The organism is Lactobacillus taiwanensis, assembly GCF_017894345.1.
Classification (GTDB): Bacteria; Bacillota; Bacilli; order Lactobacillales; family Lactobacillaceae; genus Lactobacillus; species Lactobacillus taiwanensis.
This window is the reverse complement of the sequence record NZ_CP059276.1, coordinates 1,188,382-1,214,108: the sequence shown is the minus strand read 5'-3', so window position 1 is coordinate 1,214,108 and position 25,727 is coordinate 1,188,382. Positions and strand designations below refer to the sequence as shown.

Here is a 25,727-nt window from a genome sequence, read left to right as displayed (position 1 = left end):
GAGTTGTTTTTATACAACTCCTTTTTTGCTTACAATTTCTAAAATTGAAATACTCCAGTTCCAATTAAAGCAGTAGCTACTACACCAAGAAGGGTAATAACCGCCATGAACCAGGCCATAACAATAGTTAATTTCTGAAATCCAGATTTTTTCTTACGTTTTCTCATATATGCCCTCCTAAATTAATAATTCTAGTTTACCATGATTTTAATTACAATTTTATATTTAATTGAAATAGTTTAAAATAAACCTAATGGAGGTTTTTATGAATTTTTTGCTTATCTTTTTAATTCCTTTATGTGGCATTGTAGTAGCTGTTTTTTTGGTGAAGTTATTTCCTAAGGCGCAATTTAGTGGTTATGACATATTACCATTTTTCTTTATTGTGGCATGTCAATTATTGACTCAAGAAACTAAGCAACCGTCTTTTTTGCCTTATGGATTTTTATTATATTTCATTTTGGTAGTAATTGTTTCAATTTATACTGCAATTAAAGATAAAAATATTTCGGTTGCTAAAACTTTTGGTATGTTGTGGCATTATTTAGCTGCGTCATCAATTGTTTGGTATGTTGGTCTTGTAATTTTGCTTTTATTATAATTTTTCTCTCCCACATTTTCATTCAAAATAAAGTGCTTCTATCGCAATAGATGGAAGCATTTTATTTTGAATGAAATTATAATTATCATAAAATAACGTAATATCTAAATAAAAAGTGGAAAACTTGTGGTAGAAAGTGGGGAAGTGTGGTAAATTATTCTTTGGAAAGGGGGCTAGACCATGTTCATGGGCGAGTATCATCATAATCTCGACAGCAAAGGCCGTTTAATTATACCGGCCAAATTTAGAGACGAGATTGGTGATAAGATGGTATTTACTCGTGGAATGGAAGGCTGTATTTTTGGCTATCCAATTGAAGAATGGCAGAAAATTGAGGCTAAGTTAGCCAAACTTCCACTGACTAAGAGAAGTGCACGTAAGTTTACGCGTCTTTTCTACTCAGGTGCGATGGAAAGTGAGTTCGACAAGCAAGGACGTGTTAATCTGACCATGACATTGAAAAAGCATGCCGCACTCATTAAGGAATGTGTGATTGTTGGTGTCTCTGATAGAATTGAAATTTGGTCAGCAGAACGCTGGAATGATTTTTCAGAAGATGCTAATGAAAACTATGACGATATCGCAGAAGACTTGGATGACATCGAGTTATAAAAATTATGAAATTCAAGCATAAAAGCGTGCTATTGCACGAAACAATAGACAATTTAAATCCCAAAGATGATGGTCTTTATGTTGACGCAACTTTTGGTGGTGGTGGTCATGCTCGATATTTACTCAGTAAATTAAGTCGAGGAACTGTTATCGGATTTGATCAAGATGAATATGCAATTTCAATGGCAAAAGAGAGTTTTGCTGAGGAATTGAAATCAGGAGCTGAGCCAAGATTAATGTTGGTTCATGATAACTTCTGTCATTTGAAAGAAAATCTGGTAGAGCTGGGAATTTCAGATGGAATAGATGGTATTTACTACGATCTTGGGGTTTCATCTCCGCAGTTTGATCAACCCGAACGTGGTTTTTCATATCGATTTGATGCACGATTAGATATGAGAATGGACCAAAGCCAAGAGTTAGATGCTTATACAATAGTAAACACTTGGTCTCAAAAAGAACTGAGTGATATTTTGTACAAGTATGGAGATGAAAAGTTCTCACGTCAGATTGCTAGAAAGATAGTTGATCGAAGGAGAGAGAAACCTATTGTAACTACATTTGATTTAGTAGACGTAATTAAGGATGCGATTCCGGCATATGCAAGACGGAGTGGCGGGCATCCAGCTAAGAAGAGTTTTCAAGCTATTCGAGTTGCAGTTAATAATGAATTAGGTGTATTGCAAGAGTCTCTTGAGGAAGCGATCAAGCTATTGAAGCCTGGTGGTCGAATCAGCGTAATAACTTTTCAGTCTCATGAGGATAAAATCGTCAAAAAGATCTTTAAAAAGTATTCTGAAGTCGAAATACCACGGGGAATGCCGATGGTACCGGCTGACAGTAAACCAACATTGCGATTGATTAGTCGCAAACCTATCATGGCAAGTAGTGATGAATTAGAGGAAAATAACCGCTCACACAGTGCCAAGTTAAGGGTTGCAGAGAAATTATAGTTTTATTTAATATTTTAAGGAGAAGAAAATGGCTGATAGCTCAGCAAGAAAATTAAATTATCAACAAAGTCAACAGCAGACTGAGCAGCCAAAGAAAGCAATTGTTCTTAATCCCAAAAGCGTTCCTTGGACAGCATTTGAAAAAAGTTTAGTCGTCCTAGGTTCACTAATTACATTGGGATTAATGATTTTATTGGTTTCAGCTAGTATTTCTGCTACTAGTGCTCAACATCAATTAGCTAATGTTGAGCAAACAATAATTTCTCAAAAAAGTCATAACACTGATCTTCGTCAGGAGATTGGTGAATTAACGTCAACTACTAGAATTAATAAAATTGCTCGTGATCAAGGCTTGCACTTGGTTGAGAGTAACATTAGGAATGTCCGTTAATGAAAAAGTTTAATAACTTAAATAGAAATAGATCCAAAGCCCACGGCTACCGCTTTACGGTGGGGAGAATCCTCCAGCTAGTCTTGGCTTTGGTTTTTCTTGTATTTATAGGTAGATTTTTATATATAGGAATTTCAAATCGAGTTGCTGGTGAAAATTTAAATAAGCGTGTAAATCAAATTTATAGGCGAAATGAGGTTTTAAAAGCAACTCGAGGAACGATTTATGATAAAAATGGATTGACGCTTGCTGAAGATGCACATGTCTTTACTGTGTATGCAATTTTAGACAAGAGCTCAATTGACTATCATAATAAGCCGATGTATGTAACTAATAAACGTAAGACAGCACAAAAATTGGCTGAAGTCCTTCCATTAAGTGAAGAGAAAATATATTCATATTTAAATCCGAAGCATAAGGCCTTTCAGGTCGAATTTGGATCGGCTGGAACTGGTTTAACTTTATCTCAAAAGAAAAAAATTGAAGATATGAAGTTACCAGGAATTAAGTTTATCGAAACTCCATCTAGACTGTATCCAAATGGAAATTTTGCTTCTCATATTGTTGGTTTGGCTCAACCGCAAAAGAGTCAAGGAACTAGTAGTCTAGTTGGTACAATGGGAATTGAAGCATACTTCGATAAGCAATTAGCTGGTAAAGATGGATATCGTGAAGCGTTTGTTGATGCCGAAAATAATCAATTACCTAATAGTCAAAAGAATACGCGTACAACAAAAGACGGCGATAATATTTATCTGACGCTTGATTCACGATTGCAGACTTATTTAGAAGTTTTAATGTCGCAGGTTCAGGATAAATATAAGCCTAAGGCGTTGACAGCAGTTGTAGAAGATATAAAGACTGGAAAAATTCTAGCTGCATCTCAACGTCCAACTTTTAATCCTCAAACTAAAAAGGGATTAGATACCTCTTGGCGCAATATATTAGTTCAAGATTCATATGAACCTGGTTCTGTTTTTAAAGTTCTAACTTATTCAAGTGCTATTCAAAGCGGTAATTATAATCCTAACGAGCAATATAAATCTGGATCAGTAACAGTTCAAGGTTCAACAATTCACGACTGGAATAATAGTGGTTGGGGGATGATTCCATTTAGTCAAGCTTTTCCTAGATCAAGTAATGTTGGTTTTGTAAAACTTGAACAAAAAATGGGCTCCAAGACATGGAAAGAATATTTAAATAAATACAGACTAGGTAAAAAGACTGGAGTGACTCTTCCAGGAGAAACTGCTGGAATTTTAAACTTCACAACCCCATTAAATCAAGCCGTTACTGCATTTGGTCAAGGTGTTAATGTTAATGCCATGCAAATGATGCAGGCTTACAGTGCTTTAGCAAATAACGGACAAATGGTAAAACCTCAGTTTGTTGAAAAAATAGTTTCTCCATCTGGTAAGGTAGTCGAAAAGTTTCATCGAACTAAGGTTGGAGCTCCTATTTATTCTGCTAAAACTGCTCAAACAGTTTTAAAAGGGATGCAGGACGTTGTAAATGCAACTTATGGTACTGGTGCGGCTTATAAAATGCCGGGAAAGAGTATTGCAGTTAAGACGGGGACGGCTCAAATTGCTGGACCGCATGGTGGATATTTAACAGGCGACAACAACTATATTTTCTCAGTTGTCGGCGTAACTCCAGCCAATAATCCTCGCTACTGTGTGTACTTAACCATGAAGCAACCACAAAAAATGTCTAAGCCAGCTGAAACTATTCTCTCTTCTATTTTTAAGCCAATTATGAATCGACTAATTTCACTTTCTGATTCTTCTGCTAAGGTTAATGAAAAGGTAACTGTTCCAGCTCTAACTGGTAAAAGTGTTGAAAAAGCTAAAGAAGATGCAAATAATGCCGGTGTTACAGTTGAAGTAGTAGGAACTGGAAAGAACATTAGTCGACAATCTGTTGGAGCAGGTGTTAAGCAAGATAATGACTCAAAGATTTTCTTGTTTACGGGCGGTCAAGTTACTTGTCCGAATATGATTGGATGGACTAGTGAAGAAGTCACTAGTTTCATGACTACCACTGATATTCCAATTTCTATTAATGGAAAAGGAAAAGTTACAAAGCAGTCAATACCAGCTGGAAAAGTAATTGATAAAAATAGTAAGTTATCAGTAAATCTAAAATAGTAAAAAGTTAAAGGAGTAATACAAAATGCAGTTTTCTTTGATACCGTTTATAAGCAGTTTCGCTCTTACGGTTATCTTCTTACCGTTGTTTATTGGCTTCATGCGAATGAAGCATGAAGGACAAGTTATTAGAGATGAAGGTCCGAAATGGCATGAAAAAAAATCTGGAACACCAACAATGGGTGGAGTTGTTTTTATGCTTGCTGGTGTTATTTCAACTCTATGGGTATTAATTTGGCAAAAAGATTTGAATAAAACTGCTTGGATCTTAATAATCGCTTTCCTAGGTTATGGCATTATCGGCTTTTTGGATGATGGAATTAAGTTATATTTCAAACGTAATTTAGGTTTAAAGGCATGGCAAAAATTATTAGGTCAGATTATTATTGCAGCTTTGATTATTGCATTAGCTTTTAGTGATCACTTTGCATTTGAGTTATATATTCCTTTTGCAGGAATGGTGCGAAATTCATTCCTATTTAGTTTATTTGTGCTTTTCTGGTTGGTTGGCTTTTCTAACGCTGTGAACTTATCTGATGGTTTGGATGGTTTAGCAACTGGACTTTCTATCATTGCATACGCCACATATGCTTGGATAGCTTACCAAGAAAAAAATTGGGTTATTGTTGTGTTTACCTTAAGTGTAATAGGTGGACTGGTTGGTTTCTTTATCTTTAATCATAAGCCAGCTAAAATCTTCATGGGAGACGCGGGTTCGTTAGCTCTTGGTGGTGGATTAGCTACTGTATCAATTTTCCTTCATCGTCCATGGTCATTGCTTTTAATTGGTATTGTTTTCGTATTAGAGACTTTGAGTGTTATCTTGCAAGTTATTTCTTTCCAAACTACAGGGAAGAGAATTTTCAAGATGACACCAATTCATCATCACTTCGAAATGCTTGGTTGGTCCGAGTGGAAGGTTGACATTGTATTTTGGATTGTTGGTTTAATTGGAAGTATTGTTTATTTAATTATCTGGGGTTAATTTTAAAATGAAACAAATAAAAACATATGAAAATAAAAACATTTTGATTTTGGGATTAGGAAAAAGTGGTTTTTCAGTAGCTAAACTCCTTTTGAAGCTTGGCGCTAAGCTCACTTTAAATGATAAAAAGGATTTATCTAATGATGATCGAGCTGCTGAATTAGATAAATTAGGAGTTAGAGTTATTTCTGGTTATCATCCAGTTGAGATTTTTGATGAGGAAAAATTTGATTATCTTGTTAAAAACCCCGGCATACCCTATGAAAATCCAATGGTTGAAAAAGCATTGAAGATGAATATTCCAGTTATAACTGAACCTGAAATCGCACTTAACGTAAGTGAAGCACCATATGTTTGTGTTACTGGTTCAAATGGTAAGACGACCACTGTCATGCTTACCCAAAGAATTATGGATCATCACTTATCTAAAAATGGCGGTCATGCTTATGCAGTAGGTAATATTGGCGTTCCTATTTCAGAAGTAGTTGAAAGGGCTACAAAAAAAGATTTACTTGTAGTAGAAATGTCTAGTTTTCAATTACTTGGAGTAACAGATATTAAGCCCAAAGTAGCTGCAATTGTTGATATTTACAATAATGTACACCTTGACTATCACAAGACTTTTGATAACTATGTTGAAGCCAAACTTAGAATTACTCAATCTCAAGATCAAAATGATTATTTCATTGCTAACCTTGATCAAAAGGGCATTTTAGAAAAAGAATTAAAGAAAACAAAAGCAAAAGTTCAAACATTTTCAGAAGTAGATAAGACGGCCGATTATTTTATTGGTGATGAATATCTTGAAAGTAAAGACGATCATCAAATTATGAAAATCAGTGAGATTAAGATCCCAGGTATTCATAACCAACAAAATTGTTTAGTGGCAATTGCAATTTCTAAATTAATGGGTGCAGATGATAGTGATATTCAATATGCTTTAAGTACTTTTACTGGAGCTACTCATCGTTTGCAGTATGTAATGACTTATAATGACCGTAAAATCTACAACGATTCAAAATCCACTAACATTGAAGCTGCTACTGTGGCTATTCCTTCATTTAAAGAACCTGAGGTTTTAATTGCTGGTGGATTAGATCGTGGTTTTATGTTTGATTCACTTGTTCCATTGTTTAAAAAGCATGTAAAATCAATTGTGCTTTATGGTGAAACTAAATATCTTTTAGCAGATGCAGCTCGTAAGGCTCGTATTAAAGATATTGTAATTGTAAATACCTTACAAGAAGCTGTTCCGCGAGCATATGAATTGAGTGAGGCAGGGGATGTTATCTTGTTTTCACCAGCATGCGCTTCTTGGGATCAATTTAATACTTTTGAAGAACGTGGAGATTTTTTTGTAAAATTTATTAAGGAATTAAAGACTAAGTAAAATGAGAGTAATTTTTTCTGGTGGCGGAACTGGCGGCCACATTTATCCAATTATGGCGTTAATTGAGCGTTTGAAAGAACGTAAATTAGTTACAAATGATGAAATTCTATTTGTTGGAACAGATCGAGGATTAGAATCTAAAATTGTTCCAGCAGCTGGCGTACCATTTAAGACTTTAAAGATTAAGGGTTTTGACCGTAAACATCCTTTAAAGAATTTCGAAACAATTGAGCTTTTCATTAAGGCTACAAAAGAAGCAAAACAAATTATCAAGGATTTTAAACCTGATGTTGTAGTAGGAACTGGTGGCTATGTATCAGGTGCTATTGTTTATGAAGCAGCTAAGCTGCATATTCCAACTATTATTCATGAGTCTAATTCGGTTGTTGGATTAGCTAATAAATTCTTAGCACACTATGTTGATAAAATTTGTTATACCTTCGATGATGCGGCTAAGCAATTTTCAGAAAAGAAAAAATTAGTTAAAACTGGTAATCCTCGTTCACAACAAGTTTTAGACTTAAATAAAGAAAATGTTGATATTTCTAAAAAATGGGGACTAAATCCAAATATGCCTACTGTTTTGATTTTTGGCGGTTCTCGTGGGGCTCTAGCAATTAATCAAATTGTAGAAAAATCCCTTTCAGAATTAGAAACTAAGCCTTATCAAGTTATTTGGGCTACTGGTCAACTATATTACGGAAGCGTTAAGGAAAAATTAGCTGGTAAAGAAATTAACTCAAATATAAAGATTGTACCTTATATTGATAATATGCCAGGGTTGTTACCTCAAATGACATGTGTTGTAGCACGTTCTGGAGCAACCAGTTTAGCTGAATTTACTGCTCTTGGCGTTCCAGTAATTTTAATTCCTAGTCCAAATGTCACTCATAATCATCAAATGAAAAATGCCATGGATATGGAGAAAGCTGGAGCAGCCTTAGTTATTCCAGAAGATGATTTAAATCCAAATAATTTTGTCTCATCGATTGATCATATTTTGTTAGATACAAATTATGCAAAGAAAATGAGTGATGCATCTAAGAGATTAGGAGTTCCTGATGCATCAGATCAAGTGATTTCTGTAATGGAGAACTTAATTAAGAATAAAAAATAATGGAAGGAAGTGAGGCACATGGCTAAGAAAAAAATAACCAAAAAAGATCCTAAACAAGAGTTATCAGGCTGGATTGATTATAAAAATAAAACCAATAATAATGAAAAAAGAAGAGTCTCTGCCTCACTAACTAAATTACAAGCTGAAAGACGACATGCTTTACTGACTAGATTAGGATTTATAATCTTTTTTTCGCTTTGCTGTATTTTAGCTTTAGGATATTATGTTTCGCCTAAAGCAAATGTAGCAAGTGTACAAGTTAAAGGAGTGCCTGAATTAAATAGTAAACAACTAGTCAAAACAGCAGGTATTTCTCCAGAAAATAAAGTGGTATTCTGCTTATTAAAAGGAAAGAAATATACTGAGAAATTATCAGCTGCTTTTCCTGAGATTGAAAAGGTTCAGGTAGGTGTGCAAAAAACAAATCATTTGGTTTTAAATATCAAAGAACGACCAGTGATTGGGTATATTCATGAAGGTGAAGGTTACCGAAAGATATTAGCCACAGGGAAAGTAGGTAGCCAAGTTATTGCTAGCGACAAGATTGATAAAAGTAAGCCTTTATTTACAGGATATAATCAGAAGGTTTCTTTGAGCGAAGATATCAAGGTATATGCCAGTCTACCACAGCATATACGTGACCAAGTAAAAATGCTAAGTGGTGAAACACGGAGGCCGAGTCAAATTGTTTTAGTGATGAAAGATAACAATATTGTTATTGGAAATCTATCAACTATTAAGAGTAAGATACGATATTATGACAAAATAAAAAGTCAGCTAAAAGAACCATCAGTAATTGATTTTGAAATTGGTGCTTATAGTCGACCGCTAACACAAGCGGAAAAGGTTAAATTAGGACTAACTTGATATTAGTGAGAACTTAAACCATATGTTAAAATTTATTGTATAGTTATGTTTTGGGGGCATTACCTTGGATAAAACTGATTTACTAGTAGGCTTGGATATAGGAACAACAAGCGTTAAAGCAGTTGTCGCTGACACTGCGTCTAATGAAATGCAAATTATTGGTGCTGCAAATGGTCCCACAAAGGGGATGCGCCATGGAAAAATTGTTGATATTGATCAAACTGCTGATAGTATAAGTGCTGTTTTGAAGAAAGTAGCGCAAAAGACTAATTCTAAAATTTATCGAGTAGTCACTGGAATTCCCGTTGGTTTACTTCAGCTAGAAAATGCAGTTGGCTTAATTAACATTGAAGAGAATGGTCGAGAAGTTACAGATAACGATGTTAAGCGCGTTTTATTAACTGCAATCGATACTGCATTGAAGGATGGTCGAGAAGCTATTGCTTTCTTGCCTAACAAGTTCTTAATTGATGGAAAAACTGATGTAGACGATCCTAGAAAAATGATCGCTCATTCTCTTGAAGTACATGGGATTTTATTAACTGCTCCTAGTGCTGATTTACATAATATTCGTAAGGCGATCGAACGAGCTGGCTATCAAAATAATTTCTTTGTACCAATACCTTTGGCAATTGCGAGTGTAGCACTTGATGAAGGTGAGCGAACATTCGGTACGATTATTCTTGATTTAGGTGGAGGGTCGACTACTGCCACTGTAATTCATGAGAATAAAATCAAATATGCAACTATTGATTTAGAGGGCGGTATCGATATTACTAATGATATTTCGGTGGTTTTAAATACTTCGAAAAAGGAAGCTGAAAAAATTAAGTTACAGTTTGGATATGCAGATCCGTGCCTGACTTCAAGTGATAATCAATTTCCTGTTAATGTCGTAGGTGAAAATGGACCTAAGATGATTGACGAGGAGTACTTAAGTGAAATAATTAATGCTCGTCTTAATCAAACCTTTAGTCGTATCGGTAAAGGATTAAAATCACATGAGGCATTTAATTTGCCAGGTGGTGTTGTAATTACTGGTGGGACTAGCGCTTTGCAAGGAATTGATGATATTGTGAAGGAAGATTTTGGTGTTAAAGCTCGAATTTTCCAACCAGATCAGATGGGATTAAGAAATCCAATGTATGCAGCAGGTTACGGAGTAGTAAATTATGCCTATAATTTAGCTGATATTGATTACTTAGTTAATAGTGTTATTTATGAAAATCAGGTTACTTTGCCTGTTTCTAATCAATCTTCAGCACAAGAAAATATGAAATTTTTCAAAAGACGTGTAACTCCTAGTGAAATGGAGCAAAAAGAAGATTATAATAAGACTAGTGCTACATCAACGATCTCTACGTCTGAAGAGAATGATGATAAGAAGAATAATAATAAAAAAGGAATCAAGGAATTCTTTAAGAAGTTCTTTGATTAGTAATAAGGTGGTTTAGTAAATGGATTTTACTTTCGATTCTGATGACAACAAGAATGCAGTCATTAAAGTAATCGGTGTTGGTGGTGCCGGTGGTAATGCCGTTAATCGAATGATTGATGAAGGAGTACAAGGCGTTTCCTTTATTGCTGCTAATACTGATGTGCAAGCTCTTAATAGTAATAAAGCTGAAAACAAGATTCAACTTGGACCAAAACTTACTCGTGGATTAGGGGCAGGCTCTCATCCTGAAGTTGGTCAAAAGGCGGCTGAAGAGAGTCAACAAACAATTGAAGACTCATTAAAAGGCGCAGATATGATCTTTATCACTGCAGGAATGGGTGGTGGTACTGGTACTGGTGCTGCTCCTGTAATTGCTAAAATTGCTCGTGAAACTGGTGCATTAACCGTTGGAGTAGTTACTCGTCCTTTTACTTTTGAAGGTCCGAAACGTTCAAAGAATGCAGCAGAAGGAATTGCTCAATTAAAGCAATACGTTGATACTTTAGTTATTATTGCCAATAACCGTTTGTTAGAGATGGTTGATAAGAAGACTCCAATGATGGATGCCTTTAAGGAAGCTGATAATGTACTTCGTCAAGGTGTTCAAGGTATTTCTGATTTGATCACTTCAACTGACTATGTGAATCTTGACTTTGCGGACGTTAAGACAGTTATGGAAAATCAAGGCGCAGCTTTAATGGGAATTGGTCGTGCAAGTGGTGAAAATAGAACTGTTGAAGCTACAAAACTAGCTATTTCTTCCCCATTGCTTGAAGTATCAATTGATGGAGCAAAGCAAGTATTACTTAACATTACTGGTGGACCAGATTTAACTTTATTTGAAGCTCAAGATGCTTCTGATATTGTTTCAAAAGCTGCTGGTGACGGAGTAAACATTATCTTTGGTACATCAATTAATGCTAATTTAGGCGATGAAGTGGTTGTTACTGTTATTGCAACTGGAATTGATTCAAAGGCTGAAGAAGAAGCTTCAAGACAACCTATGCGTCGTCCAACACGTCAAGAAGTTACTACTCCTGAACCTGTTAAGAAAGAAGCAGATGTGGTAGCTAACGAACCCACTTCAGTCTCAGAATCTTCAGAAGTCGAGACTGAGGATAGTGCTGTAAAGGAATCTCCTGTACAACCAACTCCTGAAGTAAAATCAGAAAAGAAAGATTCTCAAGATACTTTACTTGACCCAACAAGCGTTTGGAAGCAAGATAGAAAAGAGAACAAGCGTCCACAGCCTGTAGAGAATGAAAAAAAAGATGACGACGAATTTGATTCATTTAATTCAGACGACTCCACTAGTATCTCTCAAATTGAAACTAGTGTAGATGATGAGTCAGATAATGATATTCCATTCTTCAAACATCGTCGTCAGGATTAGTATTTTGGAGGAAAAGTTATGGCTTTTGATAAATTAGGCAGATTTTTTGGTATTGCTGAAGATGATGAAATGAATGAAGCACCATATACTGAAGTAGATGAACAACAAGAAGAAGTTCCTCAGCCTCAAAAGAATGAAAGAAGAGCAAATGTTGTTTCTATTAATTCCGGTGTTGGCGCTACTAGTAAAATTGTTTTATATGAACCTCGTGTATATTCCGATGCAAAAGAAGTAGCTCAAAATCTTCTAAATAACAAAGCTGTTATTATTAATTTTGCTCGTATGGATGATGAACAAGCACGGAGAATTGTTGATTTCATTACTGGTACAGTGTATGCTTTAAACGGTGAAATTCAACGTGTAGGTGACAAAATTTTCTTAGCAACTCCACCAAAATTTGAAACTGACGGTAAAATTGCCGAATTAGTTGAAAAGAAAGATAAAATGGATTAATGATATTTTCAATTGTAGGCTGGATATTACGTATTATTTCTGATTTGCTGAATATCTATAGCTTTCTGATTGTAATTTATACTTTGCTAACTTGGATTCCAAGGTTGCTTGTAACTAAAGTGGGACAGATATTAAGGAAAATTGTTGAACCATATTTAGAAATATTTGAGCGTTTTATTCCGCCAATTGCGGGAATTTCTTTTGCCCCTGTGGTAGCCTTATTAGTAATTTATTTTGTAAATAATTATGTCCTTTATTGGATAGCAAATATAATTAGGTACGCATTTATTAGGTAAAATGGAAAAAAGACAAGCTAGTAGTTTTTATCAACATTTTGATGAAAGTGAAAGACCGACGGTAGATTATTTCGTCGGTCTTTTTAATCAGTTTTTATTTAAAAATGAATCTATCTTAACAGATTTCTTAAATCCTAGAGAACAATATATTTTTCAAGAAATTGTTGGTGGCTATGCGCAGTTGTACAGTTTTGGAGGATATCCTAATGCCGAGAAAAAGAGAATGTTGCTTTGTGATTGGGATAAGGGATACGAACAAGCTAATTTTAAGATCTCACTTTTAGAAGTTGAATATCCGAAAAAATGGTCAAAACTTACACATAGTCAGATTCTAGGTGTTTTGACACATTTAGGAATTGAATTAGATACTTTTGGTGATATTATCAATGATGAAAATGAAAATTGGCAATTTTTAGTTAAGGGTGAATTAGTCGATTACTTTATTGAACAGATTGATCGCGTTGGTAGAACAAAAATAAAATTGAAGGAATTACCTTTATCAAAAGTATTAGTTCAAGAAGATGATAGTACGGAAATGAGTGCTGTATCTATTTCACTTCGTTTAGATGCAATTGTGAGTTCAATTACCAATCTAAGTAGGAGTCAAGTTAAGAAAATTATTGAAGATGGAGAAGTTAAATTAAATTGGCATATTGTAGCGCAATCTAATATAATTGTTTCTGTACAGGATATGCTAAGTATTCGCCATTACGGTAGATATGAAATTCTCAATCTTACCACTACGAAGAAAGGTAAGAAACGACTTGAAATAAAGGTATGGCAAGCAAAGAAAAGGTGATAATATGACATTAACGCCAATGGATATCCATAACAAGGAGTTTTCAACAAAACTTCGGGGGTATGATTCCAAACAGGTAGATAGTTTTTTAGATCGAATTGTTGATGCATATGGGGATGCATTAGATCAAATTGTCGATTTAAAAAATGAAAATGTTGAATTAAAGAAAAAAGTAGAAAAATACGAAAAGGTTAAGGATTCAATTAATGAATCTCTAATTTCAGCACAAGAGAATGCTGAAGAAATTAAAAAGAGAACTAATAAAGAGTCTAAAGAAATTATTCAAAAGGCTAATCAAGATGCTGCTGAGATAATTCAAAAGGCTCAAGATAAAGGCGAAAATAAGAAAGCTGAACTTCAAAAGCAATATGATATTTTAAACAAAGATTATGATTTGCTTAAGGCTAAAGTTGAAGACTTCCGAGAAGCTATTCAAGGAATGCTCAAGGATCAAATAAAGGAATTGAGTGATTCTGATTGGCAATACTACTTAGATAAGTATTATGGTCGCTCACGTTTGTATCCAGCCGATGGTTCACAGCCTTTAGAAGATGAACCAATTCCTGATGGTCCGATGACTAATGAAGTACCAACTGAAGAAAATGATAAGCTATCTAATACAGAGGTTGACAATAATGCAATAAATGAAGTAAACTCTGTTCAAGAAACGGAAGATAATCCTGAGGTTTTAGCTGGAGATAGTCCCGTTAAAGAAAGCATGCAGGCTACAGAAGAAAATACTGAGCGGCGTGATGGACCAGTGATTATTTTCCCGGATGATTTAAAAGATAATTAAATTTAAGTCGACAGTACCAACAAGTAGACGATTTAGCGAGTTAGTGATGGTGAAAGACTAACAACTGTCAAAAGTTAATCAGCTGCCAATTGACTTAAACGTTTATCTGTACGATACACAGGAAACAAGTGGAATGGAATAGTTGTATTCTGTTCAATTTAGGTGGTACCACGATAAGCTTCGTCCTATTAGGATGAGGCTTTTTTATTAAGAAAGGATTTTTTATGAGAGTTAAAGATACATTAAATTTGGGCAAGACTAAATTTAAAATGCGCGGTAATCTTCCAGTGCGTGAAGCTCAATGGCAAAAAGAATGGGAAGAAAATAAATTATACGAACAAAGATTAAAGCTTAATGAGGGTAAACCTCATTTTGATCTTCATGATGGTCCTCCATTTGCTAATGGTAATATTCATATGGGGCATTCATTAAATAAGATCTCTAAGGACATCATTGTTCGTTTTAAGAATATGAATGGTTATTATGCTCCTTATGTTCCTGGTTGGGATACACACGGACTTCCTGTTGAACAACAATTAGCTAAAAAGGGTGTTGACCGTAAGACAATGGATCGTGCAAAGTATAGAGAGCTTTGCCGTCAATTTGCAGAAGAGCAAGTTCAAAAACAAATGGCCGACTTTAAGCGCTTGGGTGTAATGGCAGATTGGGATCACCCATACGTTACTTTACAACCTAAATTTGAAGCTGAAGAAATTAGAGTCTTTGGTGAAATGTTTAAAAAGGGTTACATTTATAAGGGTAAGAAACCAGTTTACTGGTCATGGTCTAGTGAATCAACTTTAGCAGAAGCCGAAGTTGAATATCACGACATTAAATCTCCAAGAATTTATGTTGCTTTCCCAATTAAAGATGGAAAAGGAATTTTAGATTCAGATACCTCATTAGTAATTTGGACTACTACTCCTTGGACTATTCCAAGTAACGTAGGTATTACTGTTAACCCTAAATTTGACTATTCAGTAGTTGAAGTTAATGGTAAAAAGTATGTAATCGGTAGTGACCGGTTGTCAGCTGTCGCAGAGGATTTGGGCTGGGAAGACTATAAAGTTCTTAAGACTCTTAAAGGTACTGATTTTGATCGTATGACTTATCTGCATCCTCTTTATGGTAAAAATGGCTTAGGTGAATATGGTCTAGTTATGAACGACACTTACGTAACTGATGATGATGGTACTGGTTTAGTTCATAACGCTACTGGTTTTGGTGAGGATGACTACAATGTTGGTCGTCGTTATGGAGTGCCAGTATTTAGTCCAATGGATGCTCAAGGTAGATTTACTAAAGAAGTTCCAGATCCAGAATTAGTTGGTATATTCTATGATGATGCTAATAAAGTAGTTGCTGAAAAGCTTGAAAAAGCAGGTGCACTCTTGAAGCTTGACTTCTTTACTCACTCATATCCACATGATTGGCGTACTAAGAAGCCAGTAATTTACCGTGCAACTACTCAATGGTTTGCTTCGATTGATAAGTTTAGAGATCAAATTTTAGCAGAAATTGAGAAAGCAGATTTCATTCCTTCATGGGGTAAAACTCGTCTTTACAACATGATTAGAGATCGTGGCGACTGGGTAATTTCTCGTCAACGTGCCTGGGGAGTACCACTTCCAATTTTCTATGCTGAAGATGATACGCCAATTGTTACTCCGGAAACGATTGAACATGTTGCTCAAATCTTTGAAAAAGAAGGATCTAATGCTTGGTATACTCATACTGCTGAAGAATTACTTCCTGAAGGCTTTAAGTCAGAACACTCACCAAACGGTAAATTTAGAAAAGAAACTGATATTCTAGATGTTTGGTTTGACTCTGGTTCTTCATGGGCTGGTGTTATGCAAGAACGTGATGGCCTAGGTTTCCCAGCTGATTTATATCTTGAAGGTAGTGATCAGTATCGTGGTTGGTTCAACTCAAGTTTAATTACTTCTGTTGCGGTTACTGGAAAAGCTCCTTATAAACAAGTTTTATCACAGGGATTTGTGTTAGATGATAAGGGACATAAAATGTCTAAGTCATTAGGTAATGTAATTTCACCTAATGATGTCATCAAGCAAATGGGTGCAGAGATTATTCGTTTATGGGTTGCTGGAGCAGATACTACTTCTGATGTAGCTGTTTCTCAAGATATTTTACGTCAATCTGCTGAAAGTTACCGTAAGATCAGAAATACTATGCGCTTTATGCTTGCTAATACTTCTGATTTTGATCCTAAACAAAATTCAATTGCTTATCCCGATATGTCTGGTGTAGATCAATACATGGAAATTAAGTTGAATCGCTTGATTAAAGAAGCAATTGAAGCATACAATAAATTTGATTTCACTAGTGTTTATAAGAAAGTATTCAGCTTCATTTCTAATGACTTATCTGCCTTCTATTTAGATTTTGCTAAGGATGTTCTTTATATTGATCCAGAAGACAGTGAAAGCCGTCGCTCAATGCAAACAGTAATTTATGATGTCTTGGTTAAGTTAACTAAGTTAATGACACCAATTCTTCCACATACTATGGAAGAAGTTTGGGGTTACCTAAAAGAACCAGAAGACTATGTTCAACTTGCCAATATGCCTGAAGTAGATCATTTTGCTAATGAAGAAGAAGTTTTGGCAAACTGGGGTGCTTTCATGAAAGTTCGTTCAGATGTTTTGAAGGCTCTTGAAGAAGCACGTAATGCTAAAGTAATTGGTAAGTCATTTGAAGCACATGTTACTCTTTACCCAACTGAAGAAACAAAAGCTTTGCTTGATAAATTAAATGCCAATATCAGACAAATCTTAATTGTTTCTGATTTGACAGTTAGTGATGATGAAGCACCTGAAAATGCTGAAAAACTACCAACTGCTTCAATCGTGGTAGAACATGCTGATGGAGAAGTTTGTCCAAGATGTCGTCGTACTACCACTGATGTTGGCAGTGACTCACGCTTCCCAGAATTATGTGCGCGTTGTGCCGCTATCGTTGCTGAAAACTTCCCTGAAGTAGAAAAAGAAGGCTTAGAGAAATAATGCGTAAAGGTACTGTAAAGCAATTTGATCCAAATTCTGCGTATGGATTTATTGAAGATGATCTAACTCACTCAGCTTACTTTGTTTTTTATAAGTCTATTAAAGAAGAAGGCTATAAAAAATTAAATGTAGGCCAAAGAGTTCATTATCAATTAGCACAAGGAAAAAAAGGTCTACAATGTATCAATGTTTATGTTGATCATGACTAAAAGGAGAAATTAAGTGAATCTAAGAGAAACTGAAATCTCAAATAAGCCTATTTTTGAAGGTAAGCTAATCGACTTAAATGTTGAAACAATAAGCTTACCCAATGGAAAAACAGCTACTCGTGAGATCGTTAAGCATCCTGATGCTAGTGCAGCAATTGCAATTAATAATGATAAAAAGATGCTGCTTGTAAAGCAATGGCGCGAACCTATTAAGCAATTAACTTTGGAAATTCCTGCGGGATTAATTGATGAAACAGATGCGTCTGCTCTTGATGCGATGAAAAGAGAGCTAAATGAAGAAGGCGGCTACAAGGCAGACTATTGGGAAAAGATAAGTGAATTTTATACTTCCGTTGGTTTTTGTGATGAGAAAATTCATTTATTCTATTGTGATACTTTGTCAAAGATTGAAAATAAACGTCCCCTTGACGAAGATGAATTTCTAACTCAAGAATGGTACAGTCTACCTGAATTGAAACAGTTAATTGCTTCAGGAGAAATTATGGATGCCAAAACTGTAATGGCAATTACATTTTGGGAAAATATGATTTTAACAGGAAACCAAAGTAATGACTGAGAAACGAGCAGATTATCGTAAAAAACAACAAAAAGAAAAATTAAAAAAGGTTTTTGATAGATTTAAACGTCAGAAAAAGATTGACCCGTCGATTGATACAGCTGATCAAAAAACAGAAACTCAAGATTCTCAAAAATTTGAATCAAGAGAAAATTTTTCTTTAAAAGAAGAGCGTGAAAGCAAAATCAATCGTTTAAAAAAACGATTGAATTATGCAATTTTAATTGTTGTTGTTTTTTTAATTATAGTTTTGTTCGCTTTATTTAAACTGTAGATTTGAGGTTTTGAGGTAAAGAATGAAAATTGCAATTATTGTCCCAATGTTTGAAGAAGCAGAATTTTACAAAAAGCACTTTAAGTCCGAAACTAAGGAAAGATTTGGCACAACCGAATTTGATCACTTTTCAGTAAATGGAAATGATATTTATCTTGGTTTAAGTGGAATTGGTAAGGTTAATGCAGCTATGAATTTGACTAGCTTGTTGACTAAAGAAAAAATTGATGTAATTTTTATGACTGGCTCTGCTGGTTCATTGCAAGAAGATGTAAAAAGAAAAGATCTAATTTTACCGGATAAATTTATGTATTATGATGCTCATAATACTAGTGCTGGTAATTATGTTGAAGGTCAAATTCCACAGGAGCCTGCGGGATATTTACTAAATAATGCATTTCGTAGTAAATTTGCATCGTATTTAAAAGAACATAATATTCCTTTTAAAGAAGGTTTAATTGTAACTGGTGATAGCTTTGTAGCTTCTGAAGCACAAAAAGATGATATCAAAAAGAACTTTTCTGATGCACTTGGAGTAGAAATGGAAGGTGCAGCCTTTGCGCAAGTTGCTAGACACTTTAATACTCCTTTAGTTGCGATTCGTGCTATTTCAGACAATGGTGATTCTAATGCTGACAATGACTTTGATAAATTTGTCAAAGAAGTTGGCGCTAAAGCAGCTACTGTAATTTCATCTTATCTTGAAGAAAAAGTTTTAGATTAAAAGTGAGGATAGACTAGGTTCAGATGAACTTAGTCTATTTTTTATGTTAGAATATAGTGGTCACTTCCAAAATGTAAGAAAGGTAAAAGATATAAGATGACTAGAAAAAATATATATTTAGATAATGCGGCTACTACTCCGATGGATCCCAAGGTTATTGAAACTATTAGTAGCGAAATGGCTAATGATTTTGGAAATGCTTCTAGTCAACATGTATTTGGACGTAAAGCACGCCAAGTAGTTGAGACAGCACGTCATGAATTAGCGGAGACAATTAATGCTCAAGATAAAGAAATAATTTTTACTAGTGGTGGTTCGGAAAGTAATAATACTGCTATTTTTGGAACAGCACGTGCTAGAAAAAATATTGGAAAGAAGATTATTACAACTAAGATTGAGCATCCCTCCGTTTTAAATCCAATGAAGCGATTAGCTAAAGAAGGCTATGAAATTGTATATCTTGATGTAGACAAGACTGGTCATATTAATTTAGATGACTTAAAGAAAGAATTAACACCGGATGCAATTTTAGTTTCAATTATGGCGGTCAATAATGAAGTGGGTTCTATTATGCCTCTAAAGGAAATTGGCGAATTAGTAAAAGACTCTAACGCTTATTTTCATGTTGATGATGTGCAAGGGTTTGGAAATATTGAAATCGATGTGAAAGAAATGAATATCGATTTACTGTCTACATCAGCTCACAAGGTTAATGGACCAAAATTTTTAGGTTTCCTTTATGAAAAAGATGGATTGAAAGTAAGTAATTTACTTTTAGGCGGAGAACAAGAAGTAAAGCGGCGTCCTGGAACTGAAAACGTACCAGGAATTGCTGGTTTCGGTGTAGCTGCCCATGAATTAAATGAGATAGATAAGAAGCAGCTTCAAGAAAAGTATCAAAAATTTCAAAAAATAATTTTAGATGCACTTGATCAAAAGCAAATTGATTATGAGGTAAATGGTTCTCTTGAAGGGAAAGTATCACATCATGTTTTGAACCTATGGTTAAAAGGTGTAAATACTTATTCTGCTTTGACTAATTTAGATTTAAATGGTTATGCAGTTTCTGGAGGATCCGCATGTACAGCTGGTTCTCTTACTCCTTCTCATGTTTTAGAAGCAATGTATGGGGAAGATTCTCCTCGGATTGCTGAATCAATTCGAGTTAGTTTTGGAAGATTTAATACGGAGAATGAAATTAAGAGCTTTGCCGAAAATTTAGTTAACATGTGTCAACGATTAAGTAAGTAATTAACAAGTTCTAACCGATTTTTGGCTAGGACTTGTTTTAATGTATAATGATAATGAAAATCATATACTTGACACTTACAAAAAATAAGATAATAATATTGAGAGTGATATTTTTATGGCAAATACAGTAATTATTAATGGCGATAATCGTAAGTTTACGATTAATTCAGAAATTAAACGTTATGCTTTAATTGATGCAGGATTTACGAAGACTAAAAGAGGAAATTTCATGTATAAGCATCCCTTATACAATGAATCTCCATATAATGCGACCTGTCAATTGAAGTTGACAATTAATGAAGAATTAGATCATTTAACAATGGTAGTCACTGATACCAATGGCCTGCAAAAGGTTAATATTTTTAAGAATAAACAATTAGCACCAATGGTTGAACTGCTTGACTTCATTTTAAAAGATCTTGAAGATCGTCAAATTATTGCGCCCTGCTAAAAGGAGAAAGATAAAATGGTAGATAACAGCAAAATTAGAGTCGTTGTTGGTATGAGTGGTGGAGTTGATTCTTCGGTTTCTGCACTTTTACTTAAACAACAAGGCTTTGATGTTGTCGGCGTCTTCATGAAAAATTGGGATGATACTGATGATGCCGGGGTTTGTACGGCAACTGAAGATTACGAAGATGTAAAAAAAGTTGCAGATGAAATCGGTATTCCATATTATTCTATTAACTTTGAAAAGGATTATTGGGAGCGTGTATTTCAGTATTTCTTAGATGAATACAAAAAGGGTAGAACTCCTAATCCCGATGTGATGTGTAATAAAGAAATAAAGTTTAAGTCTTTCTTAGATTTTGCAATGGATTTAGATGCAGATTATATTGCAATGGGTCACTATGCTGCTACAAAAGTTGATGAGAATGGAGTAGTCCATATGATGCGTCCAAAGGATGGTAATAAGGATCAAACTTATTTCTTAAGTCAACTTTCACAAGATCAATTAAAGAAAGTTATTTTTCCACTTGCTAACCTTACTAAGCCACAAGTACGTGAAATCGCAATTGCTGCTGGTCTTGCAACTGCTAAGAAGAAAGATTCAACAGGAATTTGTTTCATTGGTGAACGTAACTTTAGAAAATTCTTGAGTGAATTCTTGCCAGCTCAATCTGGTAAAATGGTAACCCCTGATGGCAAGGTTGTTGGTGAGCATGCAGGTTTAATGTATTATACTATCGGACAAAGATCTGGTCTTGGCTTAGGTTCAACTAAGGAATCAACTGATCCTTGGTTTGTAGTTGGAAAAGACCTAGAGAAAAATGAATTGATTGTTGAGCAAGGATACGACAGTAAGCTTTTGTATGCAACTAGCTTAGATGCCAGCGGCGTTTCCTTCTTTACCGGACAACCAGATCATGATGTTGATTTAAAGTGCACTGCTAAGTTTAGATATCGTCAACCTGATGTAGGTGTAACAATGCATTATCATGCAAAAGATAATACAGTTCATGTTGAGTTTGATGAGCCGGCACGTGCTGTTACTCCAGGTCAAGCTATTGTTTTCTATAACGGTGAAGAATGTCTTGGGGGAGCAACAATCGATCGTGCTTACCAAAATGAAAAGCAATTACAATTAGTGTAATTAACAAAGAAGTCTCTTTTAGGGACTTCTTTTTATTTTTAGAAACTGTTATTTTCTTTCTCGAAAACTTATAATAGTAATAAAAGTGGAGGAAAAACGAATTATGCAATTATATTTTGTAAGACATGGAAAAACAAAATGGAATTTAGAAGGACGTTATCAAGGTGGTAGTGGTAATTCACCACTTTTACCTGAAAGTTATGCAGACATTAAAAAATTGGCAAATTACCTAAAGGGAACAAACTTTAGAGCCTTTTATTCTAGTCCTTTGCAACGTGCCTTAACGACTGCTGTAATGCTTAGAAATGATATGGGAATTACTGTACCCATAATTGTTGATCAACGCTTAAAAGAGTTTAATTTGGGAGATCTGGAAGGAATGAAATTTGTTGATGCTGAGAGTCAATATCCAGACCAAATTAAGGCATTTCGTTACTTCCCAGATCGCTACGATCCATCGACTTTTCATGGTGAAGATTTTGAACACATGATAGAGCGTGGCAAGAAATTAATTGCTGATATTGTAAAAAGATATCCAAATAAAGATGATAAAGTTCTTTTAGTGAGTCATGGGGCTGCCTTATGTGCTCTAATTAGAACTTTAGAAGGTTATGACATTGCGGATATTAGAAAACGTGGTGGTTTAACTAATACAAGTCTTACGATTCTTGATACTGAAGATAAAGGTAAGACCTTTAATGAAATTGCATGGAATGAAACAAGCTACCTAGATCGAAAAATTACTAGTAGGGACACGATTTAAAAATGGATAAAAAAATAGCCAACTTATATGATGCTGGCGAAGTAGATAAGGCAATACATTTACTAGTCGAGCGTATAAATAGGGATCCGAAAGATATTGAAAACTATTTGCAACTTTCGACATATTTAATTGAGCAAAATGCTGCTGACCAAGCCTTAGAACTATTAGAAAAAGCACGCGGTCTTGTTAACCATCCTGAAGAACTGACATATAATATTGCTGTTTGCTATTATCTGCAAGGAGAATTTCAAAAATCTCTCGCTTTGCTTAATTCCATTAAAGATGATGAAGAAACGATGTATCAAAAAGCGTTGATTTTTATGAAGTTAGGACAATATCAAAAAGCTTTAGCTTATGCCCTAACTTTAAAAAATCAAGATGAGAGAACCTTAGAGTTACTTGGTGATATTTGGCTTAGTTTAGGAGATTTAAAAACTGCAAATCAAACTTATAGTCAAATTTTAAAAGATCAAAGAAATTCTAAGGTTAATTTTTTGCTAGGCTTAACTCTGTTTGATACTAATCCTAATGAAGCGGAAAAGTATTTTAAACTGTCTAAAAATCAAGATCCTAAGTATTTTGCGCAAGCCCAGAAGCAATATAATGCAGTTGCAAAACTAATTAGAGGTAAAAATGACAAAAACTAGTTTTACTGGACGAATAAATGGAATTGTTTTTGAAAATAATCAAGATCTTTTCAAGATTATTGACGTAGATTTGATCAGTAGATTAGCTGATTTTGACCGTGATAATATTCGTGTAACCGGGAATTTCGGTGATATTCAGATTGGCTCAACTTATAAATTTACTGGACAAATTGTTGTGCATGAAAAATTTGGTAAACAATTTCGTGTAAGTTCATATGAACCAGTTTTACCTCATGAAGAAGGAAGTTTAACTAAGTATTTAAGTTCCGATAAATTTCCAGGAATTGGTAAAAAAGCAGCTGAAAAAATTATTGATAGCTTAGGAACTGATGCGCTTGATTTGATTAAAGCTAATCCAACTGAAATTGAAACATTAGATTTAACTCAAAAACAAAAAGATAGTTTATTATCTGGAATTAATCAAATGGATTCTTTTTCAGAAATTGTTATCAAGCTGGCTAAATATGGAATTAATAAAAAAATTGCGGGTAATATCTACAAGGCCTATCATGGAGAATCTCTAAAAAAATTAGAAGATGATCCTTATCAAGCAGTTGGTGAAATTCGTGGATTCGGTTTTAAAACGGCTGATAATATTGGGCGTGCACTTAATATCGGAGCTAATGATCCAAGAAGAATTAGGGGTGCTATCTTAAGTGTATTGCAAACTGCTCTAAGTACTCTTGGAGATACTTACGTTCCCCTTGATGAGTTATTGACGCAAGCTTATGATTTAATTCAGGCTAGTTCTTATGATGATCTAGCAAATAGCGTTAATGAATTGCAGAGACAAGGGAAAGTTGTTGTTTCTGGTGATAAGGCTGCACTTCAAGGCATTTTTCAGACTGAACTTGATATTGCAAATGAATTAAAGCGTGTGGTCAAAAATCAAGTTGAAAAAGAAGTATTTAGCGATAAAGAAATTGATCATGCAATTTCTCACGCTGAAGATGAACTTGAGATTAAATACGATGAAACACAGAAGAATGCAATACGGAATGCTCTGAATAATCCACTTTCAATATTAACTGGTGGTCCCGGTACAGGTAAGACAACTATTATTAACGGAATTCTGATGTGCTTAAAAGAGCTTGCCGGTATTCCAAGCGGTGCTTTATATAGTGAAGATCCACCATTTTTATTAGCTGCTCCTACGGGTAGAGCGGCCAAAAGAATGAGTGAAATTACTGATATTTCAGCTAAAACTATTCACCGTTTATTAGGTTTAGGAATTGGAGAAAATGATGCAACTGATGTTAATGAACTAAATGGAGAAATACTAATCATTGATGAGATGTCAATGGTAGATATGTTTTTGTTTAAGCAATTATTATCAGGTATTAATTCGACTAAGCGTATTGTGTTTGTAGGAGATCAAGACCAACTTCCTTCAGTGGGTGCAGGTAACATATTTAGTGATTTAATCAAGTCCGATGCTTTTCCAACTACACGTTTGCAAGTTATTCATAGACAGGGAGAGGATTCATCTATTATTAAGCTAGCTCACGCAATTAATGAAGAAGCTGCTGAGCAAGTGATATTTGATAAGACTAAAAATTATTCTTTTATCCCTTGTCAGCCAAGCTTGGTGGGAGATGCGATTGATCAAATTGTTAATTTGGCAATTAAGCGTGGTTTTAAAAAGGATGATGTTCAAGTACTTGGAGCTATGTATAATGGTCAGGGCGGAATTACGCACTTAAATGATATTCTGCAAGATGTCATGAATCCAATGTCTTCAAAAACTAAAGTAATTGAAGCTCATAATGAGAGTTTTAGAATTGGAGATCGAATTTTACAATTACAAAATAATCCAGAAAAAGATATCTACAATGGTCAAATTGGTAAAATTATCGGTTTAAATCCTGATGATAAGGCAAAAATTCTGATTGCCGATTTTGATGGAAGAGAAATTGAATTTGGAGTTAAAGATCTAAACGATATTACACGTGCATATGCGATTACTATTCATAAATCACAAGGTTCTGAATTTCCACTAGTTATTTTGAACCTGACTATGCAAAATTATATGATGTTGAGACGTAATTTGCTTTATACAGCCATTACTCGTGCTGAAAAAAATCTTGTAATGGTAGGCGAGAAAAAAGCGTATATTATGGCTTTGCGTACACCAGGAAATGATCGAAAAACAGACTTAGCTTTCAAAATTAGGCATGAATTAGGTTTAAAAGAGGTTAAAACTGAAGTTAAAAGTGACGAAAGTACTTCACAACAAGTACTAGGGAATAATTCTGATAGACAAACAAAGGCTGAAGAACCTAAGGATTATATTTTAACGCCGGATCTAATTTATTCTGGAAAGATTGATCCGATGATTGGTATGGAAGACATAAAATTAAAATCTAGAAATTAATAAGTGTTTTGGAAAAAAGTCTATTTTAGTTAATTTTATACTTTTAC

General features: G+C 34.6%; 27 protein-coding genes. 26 read left to right on the top strand and 1 reads right to left on the bottom strand.

Annotated features, from left to right (window positions below; genetic code table 11):
• Positions 1-38: 38 nt before the first annotated feature.
• A complete protein-coding gene (locus H1A07_RS05825; protein ID WP_003648594.1) occupies positions 39-167 on the bottom strand; it encodes a DUF4044 domain-containing protein in 129 nt (42 codons plus the stop codon).
• Positions 168-265: 98 nt separating this feature from the next.
• Between H1A07_RS05825 and H1A07_RS05820 the strand changes: the two genes are divergently transcribed.
• The 26 genes from H1A07_RS05820 to recD2 all read left to right on the top strand — a co-directional run bounded on the left by H1A07_RS05820 (position 266) and on the right by recD2 (position 25,680).
• Positions 266-601, top strand: coding sequence for a DUF3397 domain-containing protein (locus H1A07_RS05820; protein ID WP_057719427.1), 336 nt, complete (start codon positions 266-268; stop codon positions 599-601).
• Between the two features lie 180 nt (positions 602-781).
• A complete protein-coding gene (mraZ, locus tag H1A07_RS05815) occupies positions 782-1,213 on the top strand; it encodes a division/cell wall cluster transcriptional repressor MraZ (RefSeq protein WP_057719426.1) in 432 nt (143 codons plus the stop codon).
• Between the two features lie 5 nt (positions 1,214-1,218).
• Positions 1,219-2,166, top strand: a complete 948-nt coding sequence (rsmH, locus tag H1A07_RS05810; RefSeq protein WP_057719425.1) for a 16S rRNA (cytosine(1402)-N(4))-methyltransferase RsmH — start codon at positions 1,219-1,221, stop codon at positions 2,164-2,166.
• 28 nt (positions 2,167-2,194) lie between these two features.
• Positions 2,195-2,557: a cell division protein FtsL gene (gene ftsL, locus H1A07_RS05805; RefSeq protein ID WP_094496585.1), complete on the top strand. Its 363-nt coding sequence runs from the start codon at positions 2,195-2,197 to the stop codon at positions 2,555-2,557.
• Positions 2,557-4,707, top strand: a complete 2,151-nt coding sequence (locus H1A07_RS05800) for a penicillin-binding protein (protein WP_210144671.1) — start codon at positions 2,557-2,559, stop codon at positions 4,705-4,707. Before ftsL ends, H1A07_RS05800 begins: the two co-directional genes overlap by 1 nt.
• Before the next feature lie 25 nt (positions 4,708-4,732).
• Entirely contained in the window at positions 4,733-5,692 is a 960-nt protein-coding gene (mraY, locus tag H1A07_RS05795) for a phospho-N-acetylmuramoyl-pentapeptide-transferase (RefSeq protein WP_057719422.1), read from the top strand.
• A gap of 7 nt (positions 5,693-5,699) precedes the next feature.
• Positions 5,700-7,082 carry a UDP-N-acetylmuramoyl-L-alanine--D-glutamate ligase gene (murD, locus tag H1A07_RS05790; protein WP_210144670.1) on the top strand — a complete coding sequence of 461 codons (1,383 nt, stop codon included), beginning with the start codon at positions 5,700-5,702 and terminating at the stop codon, positions 7,080-7,082.
• A 1-nt stretch (position 7,083) separates the two neighbouring features.
• The gene (gene murG, locus H1A07_RS05785; RefSeq protein ID WP_210144669.1) at positions 7,084-8,199 is read left to right on the top strand and encodes an undecaprenyldiphospho-muramoylpentapeptide beta-N-acetylglucosaminyltransferase; all 1,116 of its coding nucleotides are present in this window, start codon (positions 7,084-7,086) and stop codon (positions 8,197-8,199) included.
• 18 nt (positions 8,200-8,217) lie between these two features.
• Positions 8,218-9,066, top strand: a complete 849-nt coding sequence (locus H1A07_RS05780; RefSeq protein WP_057719419.1) for a cell division protein FtsQ/DivIB — start codon at positions 8,218-8,220, stop codon at positions 9,064-9,066.
• A gap of 64 nt (positions 9,067-9,130) precedes the next feature.
• The gene (gene ftsA / locus H1A07_RS05775; protein WP_210144668.1) at positions 9,131-10,504 is read left to right on the top strand and encodes a cell division protein FtsA; all 1,374 of its coding nucleotides are present in this window, start codon (positions 9,131-9,133) and stop codon (positions 10,502-10,504) included.
• 19 nt (positions 10,505-10,523) lie between these two features.
• The gene (ftsZ, locus tag H1A07_RS05770; RefSeq protein ID WP_057719417.1) at positions 10,524-11,897 is read left to right on the top strand and encodes a cell division protein FtsZ; all 1,374 of its coding nucleotides are present in this window, start codon (positions 10,524-10,526) and stop codon (positions 11,895-11,897) included.
• An 18-nt stretch (positions 11,898-11,915) separates the two neighbouring features.
• The gene (locus tag H1A07_RS05765; RefSeq protein WP_057719416.1) at positions 11,916-12,350 is read left to right on the top strand and encodes a cell division protein SepF; all 435 of its coding nucleotides are present in this window, start codon (positions 11,916-11,918) and stop codon (positions 12,348-12,350) included.
• Complete coding sequence (locus H1A07_RS05760; RefSeq protein WP_057719415.1) at positions 12,350-12,646, top strand: YggT family protein; 297 nt, start codon at positions 12,350-12,352, stop codon at positions 12,644-12,646. The genes H1A07_RS05765 and H1A07_RS05760 overlap by 1 nt, the downstream gene beginning before the upstream one ends.
• 1 nt (position 12,647) lies before the next feature.
• A complete protein-coding gene (locus H1A07_RS05755) occupies positions 12,648-13,445 on the top strand; it encodes a YlmH family RNA-binding protein (protein ID WP_210144667.1) in 798 nt (265 codons plus the stop codon).
• 4 nt (positions 13,446-13,449) lie between these two features.
• The gene (locus H1A07_RS05750) at positions 13,450-14,241 is read left to right on the top strand and encodes a DivIVA domain-containing protein (RefSeq protein WP_210144666.1); all 792 of its coding nucleotides are present in this window, start codon (positions 13,450-13,452) and stop codon (positions 14,239-14,241) included.
• Between the two features lie 224 nt (positions 14,242-14,465).
• A complete protein-coding gene (gene ileS, locus H1A07_RS05745) occupies positions 14,466-17,267 on the top strand; it encodes an isoleucine--tRNA ligase (RefSeq protein ID WP_210144665.1) in 2,802 nt (933 codons plus the stop codon).
• On the top strand, positions 17,267-17,476 hold the full coding sequence (locus H1A07_RS05740; RefSeq protein WP_057719411.1) for a cold-shock protein: 210 nt from the start codon (positions 17,267-17,269) through the stop codon (positions 17,474-17,476). The genes ileS and H1A07_RS05740 overlap by 1 nt, the downstream gene beginning before the upstream one ends.
• Positions 17,477-17,489: 13 nt before the next feature.
• Positions 17,490-18,053 (top strand): NUDIX hydrolase, encoded by a 564-nt coding sequence (locus H1A07_RS05735; protein ID WP_057719410.1) that lies wholly within the window; start codon positions 17,490-17,492, stop codon positions 18,051-18,053.
• Positions 18,046-18,327 carry a hypothetical protein gene (locus tag H1A07_RS05730; protein WP_210144664.1) on the top strand — a complete coding sequence of 94 codons (282 nt, stop codon included), beginning with the start codon at positions 18,046-18,048 and terminating at the stop codon, positions 18,325-18,327. Before H1A07_RS05735 ends, H1A07_RS05730 begins: the two co-directional genes overlap by 8 nt.
• A gap of 22 nt (positions 18,328-18,349) precedes the next feature.
• On the top strand, positions 18,350-19,051 hold the full coding sequence (locus H1A07_RS05725) for a 5'-methylthioadenosine/adenosylhomocysteine nucleosidase (RefSeq protein ID WP_210144663.1): 702 nt from the start codon (positions 18,350-18,352) through the stop codon (positions 19,049-19,051).
• A gap of 96 nt (positions 19,052-19,147) precedes the next feature.
• Entirely contained in the window at positions 19,148-20,302 is a 1,155-nt protein-coding gene (locus H1A07_RS05720; protein WP_210144662.1) for a cysteine desulfurase family protein, read from the top strand.
• A gap of 115 nt (positions 20,303-20,417) precedes the next feature.
• A complete protein-coding gene (locus H1A07_RS05715) occupies positions 20,418-20,753 on the top strand; it encodes a DUF1831 domain-containing protein (RefSeq protein ID WP_210144661.1) in 336 nt (111 codons plus the stop codon).
• Positions 20,754-20,768: 15 nt separating this feature from the next.
• Positions 20,769-21,896 (top strand): tRNA 2-thiouridine(34) synthase MnmA, encoded by a 1,128-nt coding sequence (gene mnmA, locus H1A07_RS05710; protein WP_057719405.1) that lies wholly within the window; start codon positions 20,769-20,771, stop codon positions 21,894-21,896.
• Between the two features lie 103 nt (positions 21,897-21,999).
• Positions 22,000-22,659: a histidine phosphatase family protein gene (locus H1A07_RS05705; protein ID WP_057719404.1), complete on the top strand. Its 660-nt coding sequence runs from the start codon at positions 22,000-22,002 to the stop codon at positions 22,657-22,659.
• Between the two features lie 2 nt (positions 22,660-22,661).
• Positions 22,662-23,306: a tetratricopeptide repeat protein gene (locus H1A07_RS05700; protein WP_057719403.1), complete on the top strand. Its 645-nt coding sequence runs from the start codon at positions 22,662-22,664 to the stop codon at positions 23,304-23,306.
• Positions 23,293-25,680 carry an SF1B family DNA helicase RecD2 gene (gene recD2 / locus H1A07_RS05695; protein ID WP_210144660.1) on the top strand — a complete coding sequence of 796 codons (2,388 nt, stop codon included), beginning with the start codon at positions 23,293-23,295 and terminating at the stop codon, positions 25,678-25,680. Before H1A07_RS05700 ends, recD2 begins: the two co-directional genes overlap by 14 nt.
• Positions 25,681-25,727 lie beyond the last annotated feature (47 nt).